The sequence below is a fragment of the Cellulomonas sp. GTC20042 genome (genome assembly GCF_055389595.1).
This window is the reverse complement of record NZ_AP043678.1, coordinates 3912950-3926002: the sequence shown is the minus strand read 5'-3', so window position 1 is coordinate 3926002 and position 13053 is coordinate 3912950. Positions and strand designations below refer to the sequence as shown.

The window sequence follows — 13053 nt, the reverse complement described above, 5'->3', positions numbered from 1 at the left end:
GGTTTTCGGAGCGCTGCTACGGTCAACCCCGTGACCAGTGCCCTCGAGCCCGTGATCGCGCCCTCGCCCGACGCGCCCCGCGCCACCGCCGCGCAGGTCCGCCGCCGCCCCGCCACCGACGGTCGCACCCGCCGCGCCGTCGCCACCCGCGCCAAGATCGCCGCCGCCGCGACCACGCTGTTCGTCGAGCAGGGCTACGCCACCACCACGATCGCCGCCGTCGCCCGGGCCGCGGGGGTCGGCGTGCAGACCGTCTACTACTCCTACGCGTCCAAGGCCGAGATCCTGGTCGGTGCGATCGAGCACGCGATCGACGGCGCCGACGCCCGAGACGGCGCCCGCCCCGACCCGACGGAGCAGCCCTGGGTGCAGACCGCGCTCGCCGCCGAGGACCCGGCGCGCCGGCTGTTCCTGCACGTGCGCGGCGCCGCCGACCTGATGGGTCGCGCCGGACCCCTGCTCGACGTCGTGCGCGTGGTGGCTGCCGGGGAGCCGCTGGTGCAGGCGGCCTGGCAGGAGCAGGAGGACCGTCGACGTGCCGCGCACCGCGCCCTGATCGCGTCGTACCCCGAGGACGGCGGGCACCGGGACGTCGAGCAGGCCGTGGACGTCGCCGCGCTCACGCTCGGGCCGGAGGCGTGGGACGCGCTGGTGCGGCGGGGCGGCTGGAGCGGGCTGGCGTGGACGCGCTGGGCGCACCGCACGCTGCTGGCCGAGCTGATGCCCTCGCGGTGGGACCCGGCGGCCTGATCGTCAGCCCGCGGTGACGGCTCGGATCGGTCGGGCGGGCACACCCGCGACGATCGTCCGCGCCGGCACGTCCCGGGTCACCACGGCGCCGGCGCCCACGATCGCCCCGTCGCCGATCGTCACGCCCGGCACCACCGTGACCGCCGCCCCGAGCCACACGTCCTGACCGATGGTCACCGGTGCGGGGACCATGTCGCCGCGTCGTGCCGGGTCCTCGGCGTGGTTCAGCGTGACGATCGTGCAGCCGTGGCCGATCAGGGTGCGGTCCCCGATCGTCAGCCCGCCGGCGTCCTGGAACCGGCAGCCCATGTTCACGAACACGCCCCGTCCCAGGTGCAGGTTCTTGCCGAACTCGCAGTGGAACGGCGGGAACAGGGCCACGGTCCCGTCCACCGGGCGGCCGGTCAGGCGCGAGAGCAGCGCGCGCACCTCGGCGGGCTCGCGGTAGCCGGTGTTGAGGTCGGCGAGCACCCGCAGCGCGTCCTGCGCCGCCTCGTGCATCACGGCGTGCTGCGCGGACCCGGCCTCGATCGTGCGGCCCTGCGCCACGTGGGCGAGGAAGGCGTCGAGCGCGCTCATGCCTGCACCGCGGTCTCGGCCGCCCAGGAGGCGAGCAGCCGCAGCCGTTCTGCCGACTCCGAGCCCGGTTCCGCCGTGTAGACCATCAGCACCTGCCCGGGCTCCGCGGTGATCGCCAGCTCCTCGTAGGCCAGCACGAGCTCACCCGCGACGGGGTGGTGGAACCGCTTGGTGCCGGCCCCGTGCTGCCGCACGTCGTGCGCGCCCCACAGCCGACGGAACACCTCGCTGCGGGTAGACAGCTCGCCCACCAGCGACTGCAAGCCGGTGTCGTGCGGGTCGCGACCGGCCTCGGCGCGCATGATCGCGACGCACATCTCGGCGAACAGGTCCCAGTCCGGGTAGAACTCGCGGGAGGCCGGGTCGAGGAACTGGAACCGCGCGAGGTTCGGCGTACGGCCGCCGTCGCCGAGCAGCGGCGAGTAGAACGCGCGCCCGAGCGTGTTCGTCGCCAGCATGTCCTGCCGCTGGTCGCGCACGAAGGCCACCCCGTCGGTGATCGCGGCCAGCGCCCACTCCAGGCTGGGTCGCGGGGCGGCGGGCCGAGCGACCCGGCGGCGGGCGCGTCCGGAGGTCGGCACCCCGTCGGCGGCACGGGCGAGGTCGAGCAGGTGGGCGTGCTCGGTGTCGTCGAGCCGCAGCGCCCGTGCCACCGCGTCCAGCACGGCCGCAGAGGCCCCGCCGATCGCCCCGCGCTCGAGCTTGGCGTAGTACTCGACGCTCACGCCGGCCAGCGCGGCGACCTCGCTGCGGCGCAGCCCGGGCACGCGCCGGTTGCCCCCGCCGATCACGCCGGCCGCCTCCGGGCTGACCTTGGCGCGACGCGTCATGAGGAACTCGCGCACGTCCGCTCGGTTGTCCATGGCCGGCAGGGTAGGTCGGCGTGCGTCCGGCAGGGAGAGCCTGCGAGTACACCCCGGAGTCATCCGGCGGCGACGGGCGCGAGCAGCGCCGGGCCGTCGGCGCTCGGGCTGCCCGGCTCGGTGGGGTACGTGGTGGACGAGAAGTGCGGGTCGCCCGGCAGGGCGAAGCGCGACGCGACCGCGCCCCGGTGCTCCGTGCCGGGAGCGTCCGGGGCGCGGCCTGTCGCGTCCGGTCGGGGGTCAGCCCGGCCGGGCCGCTGTCGTGATCCCCGTCGCCAGCACCGCGCTCGTGCGATTGACGAGCGTGCCGTCGCCGATCTGACCGCTGCTGTTCTCACCCCACGCAGCCACGACACCACCCGACGCCGCCGAGTGCATCGCGCCGGCCGCGACCGCGTCGGCCCCGGTCACGCCCGCGACGCGCACGGCCTGAAGGCGGTTCGTCGCCGTGCCGTCGCCGAGCTGGCCGCGTGCGTTGCTGCCCGTCGCCCAGACGGTTCCGTCGCGCAGCAGGATCACCGAGAAGTCGCTCCCGGCGGCGACCGCAGCCGCGCCGGTCACACCGGTGCGGACCGGGGTGGGGCGCTGGGTGCTCGTGCCGTCGCCGAGCTGCCCGGCGTAGTTGTCGCCCCAGCCGAGCACATCGCCGGCCGAGTCGACCACGAGGGTGTGCACACCGGCGGCCGCGATGGTGACGACGTCCGACAACCCGGGGACGACCTGCGCGTTCGCCCGGCTGTTCGTGCGCTGCCCGTCGCCGAGCTGTCCCGAGTACCCGGCGCCCCAGGTGAGCACGGTGCCGTCGTGGCGCAGCGCGACCGAGTGGTAGAGCCCGCCGGCGACCGCGACGACCTGCGTCGTGCCCTCGACCTGCGCGGGTGCGACGACTCGGGCCGTCGAGGTGCTGCCGGCCTGCCCGAACGTGTTGTCGCCCCAGGCCCAGACCGACCCGTCGACCGCGACCGCCAGCGAGTGGAACCGGCCTGCGGCGATCGCCGTCACCGGCGGCAGCCCGCTGATCTGTGCCGGCGTGGTCCGTGCCCGGGTCGTGCCGTCGCCGAGCTGACCCTGGGAGTTGTCGCCCCAGGCCCAGACCGACCCGTCCGCCCGCAGAGCGAGCGAGAACATCCCGCCGGCGGCGACCGCCCTCACGTCGGTGAGGCCGGGCACGGTCACCGGCGTCGACGACGAGGTCGTGCCCCCGGTCCCGAGCTGGCCGTTCCCGCCGCCGCCCCAGGTCTGGACCGTGCCGTCCTCCTGGAGCGAGAGCGTGTGCGAGTCACCCGCTGCGACCGCGGTCGTGACGGCGAGCCTCAGGTCCACCTGCTGCGCGCACGTGGCAGTGTTCCCGGATCCGTCGACAGCGGTCCACGTGACGGTGGTCCGCCCGAGCGCGAAGGTCGCGGGTGCGTCGTTCCGCACGACCGGTGCGCTGTCGACGACGTCGGTGCCCACCCCCGTGCCCAGATCGGGGACCGGCGTGAAGACTGCCGTCACGTCGGCCGGGCAGGTCAGCACGGGTGCGGTCGTGTCGATGATCGTCACCTCCTGGGTGGCCGACGTCGCGTTCCCCGCAGCATCGGTGGCCGTCCAGGTGACGGTCGTGGTCCCGAGCGGCAGGACCACCGGGGCGTCCGACACGAGTGTCACGTCGCCCGCCGTCTCGTCCTGGGCGGTGACGCCGGGCAGCACCCCGCTCCACCCGCCGGGCGTGTTGCCCTCGAGGTGCGCCGGCACCGTCGTCACGACGGGGGGAGTGGTGTCCGTACCTCCGCAGTGCAGCACGAGGTCGAGATCGGTGACCGGCGGCGGGATGGTGAGGACCGCGCTGGTCGCCAGGGGTTCGCCGCTGGGGTCGGTGCAGCCGTCCTTCTGCGCCGTCAGGCGGTAGAAACCGGCCACGACGTCCCAGCCGTACCGGCCGTCAGCGCCCGTCGTCATCGGGTTGCTGCGGTTCGCCGGGGACATCAGGTCGCTGCCGTCCGGCACGACGGTGAACTCGCCCTCGGGATCGTCGCTCCGCTCGAGCGTCACCGTCGCCCCCTCGACAGGTCGGCCCGCCTCGTCGATCACACGTCCGGACGGATCGATGTAGACGTCGAAGACGATGTCGCGCGTCGCGCCCGAGGCGCATTCGAGCGTGATCCGGACCTGCGCCGACCCCAGGTGCGGGTACAGCGCCGGGATCGTGGCCTCGAACCGTGCGGTGCCCACCCCGCGTACCGGTCCGGAAGCCAGGACGGTCCCGCTCTCGCCGACGACCTCGAACGTGCCGGAGCCGTCAGGGCAGCCCGTGAAGCTCACGGTGACCTCCTCGCGCCAGTTGAGCATCGGCATGTCGCCGCTGCCGACGACCGGGGAGACCGTCACGCCGTTCGGGACGGGCACGAGCGTCGAGAGCTCGATCGTGACGTCGACCTGCTCGCCGTCGGGAACCGTGACCTGCATCGTGCGCGCTCGTCCGGAGACGCCCGCCGGCGGGTAGGCGGTGACGTCGTACGTGCCCGCGGGGATGCCGAGCGCGGCGAACGACCCGTCGCTCCCGGACCTCGTCTGGAACACGCAGCGGCCACCGTCGTGCGGGCACACCTGGACCGGAGCGCCCGCCGCGATCCGGCCGACGCTCGTCACCTCGCCGACCACACCCGTCGACGAGCTGCCCGCGTCCCCGTTGCGGACGGGGAACACGTAGCGTCCCGGAGTCGCCAGACCGACGTTCGAGTGGGAGACGAGCGCGTGCGCACCGCCGTCGGTGAGCGCACGTGAATCGAGAGAGCCCGGGAGCTGGAAGAACGCCTGCGCGTCACCGGTGCCGGCAGAGTAGCCGGCCGCGACGGGGGTGCCCCCGAAGCCACCGGTGCCACCGGACGCGTCGCCGGTCTCCCACTGCACCGAGCCGTAGTTGAAGACGATGTCGAAGTCCCCGGCACCGAGGTCCGAACGGTCGACGAGGAGGAGCTGCGCCGACGAGAGCTTGTCGTAGTGCGAGGAGAAGTAGCCGACGTTGATCCAGTTGACGCAGAACGCCTGACGTCCGTTGAAGGTCGTCGTTCCGTAGCTGTAGGTGACCGGTGCTGAGCCCGAGCCACGCGTGTCGATGTCCGCGAGGAACGGCGCGATGATCGGTGGTGTGCTCGCCGTGATCTGGAACGGCGTGTAGGTGCTCATCGGGCTGCGGAACGTCACGTTGCCGTTGTTGTTGACGTACAGGTACGTGTAGGTCGTGCCGAAGTAGTTGACCGGGAACGGCAGGTCGACCGCACCGCTCGACCCGTCGTCGTTCGCCGGCAGCGTCACGGCGGTGCAACCCTCCGCCGTCACCAGCGCGCTCGACGCGAAGGTGTACGCGGTCGCGCACCCCCAGAACGGACCTGTCGCGGGACCGTCGGACTGGGTGCCGACGATCCGCACGTACACGATGCTTCCGTGGCCGAGCGCGATGTCCTGCCACTGCCTGCCGGTCGGGCTCCAGGACGTGCCGGTGACCGTCGCGGACGTGAAGAACGGCTCGGCGGACGGCCCTTCAGAGAACTCCACGGTGAACCGGTCGTTCGCGAAGCTGCCCTTGTTGCCGGCCGACCAGGTCACCGTCGGAGGGTGGGAGACGTCTGCGGCCGGGACCGTCACGTTGTACGGGGCGATCTCGGCGGCGGCCTGGAGGCAGCCGAGCTCGTTGGACTGGCTCTTCGTGAGACGGGCCCGCGCGGTCTGCAGGAAGTCGCTGAGCCGTTCCGCGTCGGACGCCTCCAGCAGCTGCGTGATGCGCAGCGGGCCGAGAGCGACCGAGTCCTGATAGGCGAAGCCGGAGTCGCCGTCGCGCTGGAGGTTGAACAGCACTGCGGCGACGGCGGACTCGTTGTCCTCACCTCGCCCGCTCGTGCCGTCGAGGAACGACGAGAAGCTCGGGTCGTTGCCGTCGGCGTCGCTCGCGACCGCCCCGGTCGAGGTTCGCTTGACGTCGTCGTAGGAGCCGTTCCCGACACCGGAGATCATCGGGTGTGCCGCGTACTTCCCGGCACTGATCGCGAAGTAGTCGCCGTAGCCCTCCGAGAGCGCGAGCTGTCCGCCGGTGTCCTTGCCCAGCCCGGGCTCGTCGCGGCAGACCGCCGAGGCGAGGTTGTCGCCGAAGCAGTGCTTGCCGCCCGGAAGGGCCGTCAGGTCGTGGTGGTTGTCGAACCAGTGCCCGTACTCGTGGTTGACGACGTCCCAGGCGCTCCACTCCCACTCGCCCAGGTGAAGGCCGTCGTCGTTCTGGTACGCGCGGCTGTCCTCGTCGATCGGGTACTCGACCCGCACGGCGGGCACGTCGCCCCCGGCCTGCTCCCCGTAGAGGTACGCGCTCCACAGCGCGTCGTGGATCGCGAAGGCGGTCTCGTCGACCCCGTTGTGCCCGATCGTGAGGTTGACGGTCCGGCTGGATCCTGCGCCGATCCCGGCATCGACCCGCACGGACTGCTCGTAGTCGCGGAACCCCGACCAGAACCCCGGGTCGAAGCCGACGTGCCCGGCGTCGCTCGATGCCACGAAGTCGACCACCAGCGTGTCCGTCACCGCGTGGTCGAAGTGCACCTCGTAGTTGCCGTCGTCGTCGGTCGTCGTGGTCGTGACGCCGAAGAACGGCTCGGTGACCTCGACCGTGATGTGTCGGGCAGGGTGCACGCCGCCGTTCCAGTCCGTCCACCGGACGCGACCGCGCAGCACGGCGTCGCCCGAGGCGGCCGCTGCGACGGACTCGGTGACGGCGGAGGCCGGCGCGACGAACAGCTCATCGAGCGCCGCGTCACGTGTCGACGCGGTGGCGTTGTCGGCCTCGATCGCGTTCGCCTGCGCGGCGATCGACGTCCCTCCGCTGACCAGACCGTCGTCGGTGGGCGCCAACCACAGCGACGCCGACCGTGACGCGGTCGTGCCGTCGTCCTGGCGGGTGGCGGTCAGGGAGACCGCGCCGGACGGCTCGTCGCCGACGAGCAGGGGCACCGCGACCTCGGCGACCCCGCTCGCGTCGGTCGTCACCGACAACCCCGGGGTGCCGGGCGCGACCTCGCCCTGGCCCATCAGTGCGACGTCGTACTCCGCGCTCGGAGGGCCGGTGAGCGTGAACACCGCCGTGTCCGGCAGGTACTCGGAGGTGATCCGCAGGGCCTCGTCCTCCGTCCGTCGCGGCTCCGAGGTGTCGGGCACCTCCGAGGCGGGGTCGGACGTGGCGGTCTGAGGCGTCGCCGGGTTCGTCGCGCCGGTCCCGGCGGACGCTGCGGTGGCTGGTGCCGTCAGCCCGACCGCCAGGAGCGTTCCGGCCGCCAGGACGGCGACCGCTCTGCTGGCGTGGTGCGCGATCCTCATGGCGGTTCCCCTTGTCCGTCGTCTGGGCAGACGCAACGTAGGAGTCCGCGCGCCGGCGCGTGCGCACTTCGGAGCCATGCCATCCGAACGGCGGTCTCCGGGGTGGTCCGGGTACACCGTTCGAGCGAACCGCCCGGATCGCCGGGTGGGTGCACGGCGCGCGTGCCATCGTTGCCGCGTGCTCTCCCGTCGGCCTCTCGTCGTGGTGGCTTCGGCCGTGATCGCCCTGGCCGCGCTCGCCGCGTGCGGCGACGCGCCCGTGGTGCCGCCGCACACGCCCTCCGCGTCGACTGCGGCGTGCAACCACCCGGGCCGGACGGACTCCGAGCCCGCCCTCGGCGCCGGCTTCGACTACGACGAGGAGCACCACGGCTTCGACGAGGCGGTGCCGGTGACGCTGTGCCTGAACAACTCGGGCGGTCCGACGCTGCGCTTCTCGGGGGACACGCCGGGCATGGTCGTGGAGCCCGCGCTCCAGGAGGGCGAGGGTCCGCTGTTCCAGCTCACGGTCACGGTGTCGGCCGGCTCCACCGCAGCGCTGCTGGTGGAGACCCTGGACGCGCAGGGTGAGGTCGGCGGCCGGTTCACCGGTCCCCGGGTCGTGACCGACGCGAACGGCTGGTCGTTCCAGCCCTGGGGCAGCACGGCCGGCTGAGGCCGGTCGACGGCGCCCGGCGCGGGCCGGCCCGCATGGTCGCGTCCCGGGAACAATCCCCCTCTCTCGAGAGTTGAGCCAGGCAGACTCAAGTCTGGCGTCGCGAAGTTGCCAACGCCGATCGACCGTCGCAGACTTGAGCGCAGCAGGCTCAAGGCGCTGACCCGCCGCCCCCGGCGGAGGCGCCCCACGGACGCAGCAGCACCACGAAGGAAGAGGGAACGGACATGGCACGAGCAGTCGGCATCGACCTGGGCACCACCAACTCGGTGGTCGCGGTCCTCGAGGGCGGCGAGCCCACGGTCATCGCCAACGCGGAGGGCTCGCGGACGACCCCCTCGGTCGTCGCGTTCTCCAAGACCGGTGAGGTCCTGGTCGGCGAGGTGGCCAAGCGCCAGGCGGTCACGAACGTCGACCGCACCATCGCCTCGGTCAAGCGCCACATGGGCACGGACTGGACCACCGAGATCGACGACAAGAAGTACACCGCGCAGGAGATCTCCGCGCGGGTGCTCGGCAAGCTCAAGCGTGACGCCGAGGAGTACCTGGGCGAGCCGGTCACCGACGCGGTGATCACGGTCCCGGCGTACTTCAACGACGCCGAGCGCCAGGCGACCAAGGACGCCGGCCAGATCGCCGGCCTCAACGTCCTGCGCATCGTCAACGAGCCCACCGCGGCGGCCCTGGCCTACGGCCTGGAGAAGGGCAAGGAGGACGAGCTGATCCTCGTCTTCGACCTCGGTGGCGGCACGTTCGACGTCTCCCTGCTCGAGGTGGGCAAGGACGACGACTTCTCCACGATCGAGGTCCGCGCGACCTCCGGCGACAACCGCCTCGGCGGCGACGACTGGGACAACCGGATCGTCGAGTGGCTGGTCGGCCAGGTGAAGAACTCCACCGGCGTCGACCTGTCCAAGGACAAGATCGCCGTGCAGCGTCTGCGCGAGGCGGCGGAGCAGGCCAAGAAGGAGCTGTCCTCCGCGACCAGCACCAACATCTCGCTGCAGTACCTCTCGATGAGCGAGAACGGCCCGATCCACCTGGACGAGAAGTTGACCCGCGCGCAGTTCCAGCAGATGACCGCGGACCTGCTCGAGCGCACCAAGGCGCCGTTCCAGGCCGTGATCCGCGACGCCGGCATCTCGGTGTCGGACATCGACCACATCGTGCTGGTCGGCGGCTCGACCCGCATGCCCGCGGTGACCGAGGTCGTCAAGGAGCTCACCGGCGGCCGCGAGCCCAACAAGGGCGTGAACCCGGACGAGGTCGTGGCCGTGGGTGCCGCGCTCCAGGCCGGCGTGATCAAGGGCGACCGCAAGGACGTCCTGCTGATCGACGTGACCCCGCTGAGCCTCGGCATCGAGACCAAGGGCGGGGTGATGACCAAGCTCATCGAGCGCAACACGGCCATCCCGACCAAGCGCTCGGAGATCTTCTCCACCGCCGAGGACAACCAGCCGTCGGTGCTGATCCAGGTGTTCCAGGGCGAGCGCGAGTTCGCCCGCGACAACAAGCCGCTGGGCACCTTCGAGCTGACCGGCATCGCGCCGGCGCCGCGCGGCGTCCCGCAGATCGAGGTCACCTTCGACATCGACGCGAACGGCATCGTGCACGTGTCCGCCAAGGACCGCGGCACCGGCAAGGAGCAGTCGATGACGATCTCCGGCGGCTCCGGCCTGCCGAAGGACGAGATCGACCGCATGGTCAAGGAGGCCGAGTCGCACGCCGCCGAGGACAAGAAGCGTCGTGAGGAGGCGGAGACCCGTAACGGGGCCGAGCAGCTCGTCTACTCCATGGAGAAGCAGCTGACCGACAACGACGACAAGCTGCCCGAGGACGTCAAGACCGAGGTCCGCTCGGCCGTCGACGACCTGAAGAAGGCGCTGGAGGGCGAGGACCTCGCGGAGGTCACCGCCAAGCAGACCGCCCTGGTCACTGTCGGCCAGAAGATCGGCGAGGCGCTGTACTCGGCGAACCAGGCGGCGGAGCAGGCTCCCGAGGGCGCGCCGGCCGGCGACACCTCGGCTGCCGATGACGACGTGGTCGACGCGGAGATCGTCGACGACGAGGGTGACACGAAGTGACGGACGACCGCACGCCGTCCTCGGGGTCGGGTCAGCCCGACCCCGAGGAGGGTCCCCGCGTGACCGACAAGCGGCGGATCGACCCGGAGACCGGCCGGCTCCGGGAGCCGACGCCCGAGGAGCAGATCCTCGCCGAGGCCGAGCAGGTGGCCGGTGCCGCCGAGGAGGCCGTGGTGCTGGAGGGGCTGGTCGAGGCGCAGAAGCTGGCGGCCGAGCGGCTGGACGAGCTCCAGCGCCGGAACGCCGACTACTACAACCTCGAGCAGCAGTACTCCGCCTACGTGAAGCGGTCCAAGACCGAGGCCCTGGCCGCCCGTGACCAGGGGGTCGCGGCGGTCGCCGAGGCGCTGATCAGCGTGCTCGACGACATCGCCCTGGCCCGCCAGCACGGCGACCTGGTCGGCCCGTTCGCGTCGATCGCCGAGAAGCTGGAGAGCAGCCTCGGGCGGTTCGGCATCGAGTCCTACGGCGCGGCGGGTGAGGTCTTCGACCCCACCGTGCACGAGGCGCTGATGCACGGGCACTCGGCCGACGTGACCGAGCCGACGGTGCAGCAGGTGCTGCAGCCCGGCTACCGGATGGGCGAGCGCATCATCCGCGCCGCCCGGGTGGCGGTCGTCGACCCGCAGGCGTGACCACGAGGATGATCCCGGTCGGCCCGGCCGCAGCGCTCAGCGCGGCCGGGCCGCGACCGATCCAGGACGGAAGGAGGCGTTGATGAGCGGACAGGACTGGCTGGAGAAGGACTTCTACGCCGTGCTCGGCGTCTCCAAGGACGCCGACGCCACCGCGATCAAGAAGTCGTACCGCAAGCTCGCCCGCACCATGCACCCGGACCACAACCCGGGCGACGCGGCCGCCGAGGCGAAGTTCAAGGAGGTCGGCGAGGCCTACGCGGTGCTCTCCGACCCCGAGCAACGGGCGCAGTACGACCAGCTGCGCGCGATGGCCGGCGGTGCGCGCTTCCGCGCAGGCAGCGGCAGCCCCGCGGGCAACGGCGGCGCCGGCTTCGAGGACCTGTTCGGCGGCATGTTCGCCGGTCAGCAGGGCGCGGGCCGGGTGCGCTTCCCCCAGGGCGGCGGCGCCGGTGCGCCGACCGGTGGCGGTGGCGGCGGCGGGTTCGAGGACCTGCTCGGCGGGCTGTTCGGCGGTGGCGGCGGTGGCGGTTTCGGCCAGTCGCGCGGCCGGCGGGGCGCCGACCTGTCGGCGGTGACCACGCTGCCGTTCCGGCAGGCCGTCGAGGGCTCGACCGTGGCGCTCGGCGTCGAGGGGCGGACCGTCAAGGCCCGCATCCCCGCGGGTGTGCGCGACGGCCAGAAGATCCGGCTGCGCGGCAAGGGCCGTCCCGGCGAGGGCGGTGGCGCCGCCGGCGACCTCGAGGTGACCGTCCGCGTCACCCCGCACCCGGTGTTCACGCTGGACGGCAACAACCTGCGCCTGACCCTGCCGGTGGCCTTCGACGAGGCCGCCCTGGGTGCCGAGGTGCAGGTGCCGACGCTGGACGGCTCGACCGTCCGGCTCAAGATCCCGGCGGGCACGCCCTCGGGCCGCACCATGCGGGTCAAGGGCCGGGGCATCACCACCCCCACCGGCACCGGCGACCTGCTGGTGACCGTGCAGGTGGTCGTCCCGCAGCGGCTCAGCCCGGCGGCGAAGGAGGCCGTGCAGGCCTTCGGCATCGCGACGTCCGGCGAGGACCCGCGCGCCGACCTGCTGGCCCGCGCGAAGGAGTGACGCGCACCCGCCGGGTGCACGAGGGTTCGGGTCGAGGGGCGGCACGGTCCGCCCGGGCAGGAGGAGGTGGCCTCGCATGGCGCAGGAGGACGCGCAGATCTACGTGATCTCGGTCGCTGCCGATCTCGCCGGCATGCACCCGCAGACCCTGCGGCAGTACGACCGGCTCGGCCTGGTGTCCCCGGGCCGGGCCCGTGGTCGCGGCCGCCGCTACTCGCTGCGGGACATCGCCACGCTGCGCGAGGTGCAGCGCCTCTCCCACGAGGAGGGGATCAACCTCGCCGGCATCAAGCGGATCCTCGACCTGGAGGCCGAGGTCGACCGGCTGACCCGCCAGGTCGAGTACCTGCGCGCGTTCGTGGAGCCCGGTCGCCGGGTGTTCACCGCGCACCCCTCCGGCGACGTGGTCGCCATGGGGTCGACCGGTCGCAGCCAGCGCCGCCGCGTGCCGGTGGACGAGGCCGACCGCCGCGCCGGCGCGCTGGTGCTCTGGCGGCCGCTGAGCCGCTGACCGCGCGGGCGGGCTCTCTCGCGGCCCTCCCGCTCTCGCCGAGACTGCACGACATGCCGTCTCGTCCGCGAGGCACGCGGCGTGTCGTGCAGTCTCGGCGTGCGTGCGTGCGTGCGGACGGGCGTGGGAGAGCGCGCGCGGTGCGCGAGCCGCAGGTCAGCGGTGGTGCCGCTCAGCGGTGGTGCGGGGGGACCTCGTACAGCACGTGCTCGCTGTGCTGGAGCACGTTCGTGACCAGGGCGGCGAGGTGCTCGTCCGGCTGCCCGTAGTAGACGGTGGTCCCCTCGCGGCGGGTGCTGACGAGTCGCCCCGCGCGCAGCTTCGCGAGGTGCTGCGACACCGCCGGGCCGGGCCGGTCCACCGCCTCGGCGATGGCGGTCACCGACATCTCGGTGCCGTCGAGCATCGCGAGGATCGCCAGGCGCGTGCGGTCCGCGAGCAGGCGCAGCACCTCGACGGCATGGTCCAGGTCGGCGTCGGGGGGCGTGGTGCGCTGCGTGGTGGCCACGATCGCCATGATCCCATCCCCGGCGCGGT

Annotated in this window: 10 protein-coding genes; 6 read left to right on the top strand and 4 right to left on the bottom strand. The window is 72.8% G+C overall.

The genetic code is table 11. The features are described 5' to 3' along the window. Positions 1-30 precede the first annotated feature (30 nt). Positions 31-750 carry a TetR/AcrR family transcriptional regulator gene (locus ACZ5HG_RS18185; protein ID WP_464178966.1) on the top strand — a complete coding sequence of 240 codons (720 nt, stop codon included), beginning with the start codon at positions 31-33 and terminating at the stop codon, positions 748-750. A 3-nt stretch (positions 751-753) separates the two neighbouring features. Here the strand turns inward: ACZ5HG_RS18185 and ACZ5HG_RS18180 are convergent, their stop codons facing one another. The 3 genes from ACZ5HG_RS18180 to ACZ5HG_RS18170 all read right to left on the bottom strand — a co-directional run bounded on the left by ACZ5HG_RS18180 (position 754) and on the right by ACZ5HG_RS18170 (position 7568). Further along, positions 754-1329: a sugar O-acetyltransferase gene (locus tag ACZ5HG_RS18180; protein ID WP_464178964.1), complete on the bottom strand. Its 576-nt coding sequence runs from the start codon at positions 1327-1329 to the stop codon at positions 754-756. After that, positions 1326-2192: a helix-turn-helix transcriptional regulator gene (locus tag ACZ5HG_RS18175; RefSeq protein ID WP_464178961.1), complete on the bottom strand. Its 867-nt coding sequence runs from the start codon at positions 2190-2192 to the stop codon at positions 1326-1328. The genes ACZ5HG_RS18180 and ACZ5HG_RS18175 overlap by 4 nt, the downstream gene beginning before the upstream one ends. A 240-nt stretch (positions 2193-2432) precedes the next feature. Continuing rightward, positions 2433-7568 (bottom strand): RCC1 domain-containing protein, encoded by a 5136-nt coding sequence (locus tag ACZ5HG_RS18170; RefSeq protein ID WP_464178959.1) that lies wholly within the window; start codon positions 7566-7568, stop codon positions 2433-2435. A gap of 142 nt (positions 7569-7710) precedes the next feature. On the opposite strand from ACZ5HG_RS18170, the gene ACZ5HG_RS18165 reads away from it, so the two are divergent. The 5 genes from ACZ5HG_RS18165 to ACZ5HG_RS18145 all read left to right on the top strand — a co-directional run bounded on the left by ACZ5HG_RS18165 (position 7711) and on the right by ACZ5HG_RS18145 (position 12516). Further along, positions 7711-8187: a hypothetical protein gene (locus ACZ5HG_RS18165; protein ID WP_464178957.1), complete on the top strand. Its 477-nt coding sequence runs from the start codon at positions 7711-7713 to the stop codon at positions 8185-8187. Positions 8188-8414: 227 nt separating this feature from the next. Then, positions 8415-10271 carry a molecular chaperone DnaK gene (gene dnaK, locus ACZ5HG_RS18160; protein WP_464178955.1) on the top strand — a complete coding sequence of 619 codons (1857 nt, stop codon included), beginning with the start codon at positions 8415-8417 and terminating at the stop codon, positions 10269-10271. A gap of 59 nt (positions 10272-10330) precedes the next feature. After that, positions 10331-10906, top strand: coding sequence for a nucleotide exchange factor GrpE (gene grpE, locus ACZ5HG_RS18155; protein ID WP_464178953.1), 576 nt, complete (start codon positions 10331-10333; stop codon positions 10904-10906). An 82-nt stretch (positions 10907-10988) separates the two neighbouring features. Next, entirely contained in the window at positions 10989-12005 is a 1017-nt protein-coding gene (locus tag ACZ5HG_RS18150) for a DnaJ C-terminal domain-containing protein (protein ID WP_464178950.1), read from the top strand. 76 nt (positions 12006-12081) lie between these two features. Continuing rightward, positions 12082-12516, top strand: coding sequence for a heat shock protein transcriptional repressor HspR (locus ACZ5HG_RS18145; RefSeq protein ID WP_464178948.1), 435 nt, complete (start codon positions 12082-12084; stop codon positions 12514-12516). Between the two features lie 172 nt (positions 12517-12688). On the opposite strand, the gene ACZ5HG_RS18140 is transcribed toward ACZ5HG_RS18145, so the two are convergent. After that, positions 12689-13033 (bottom strand): ArsR/SmtB family transcription factor, encoded by a 345-nt coding sequence (locus tag ACZ5HG_RS18140; protein WP_464178946.1) that lies wholly within the window; start codon positions 13031-13033, stop codon positions 12689-12691. Positions 13034-13053: the final 20 nt, after the last annotated feature.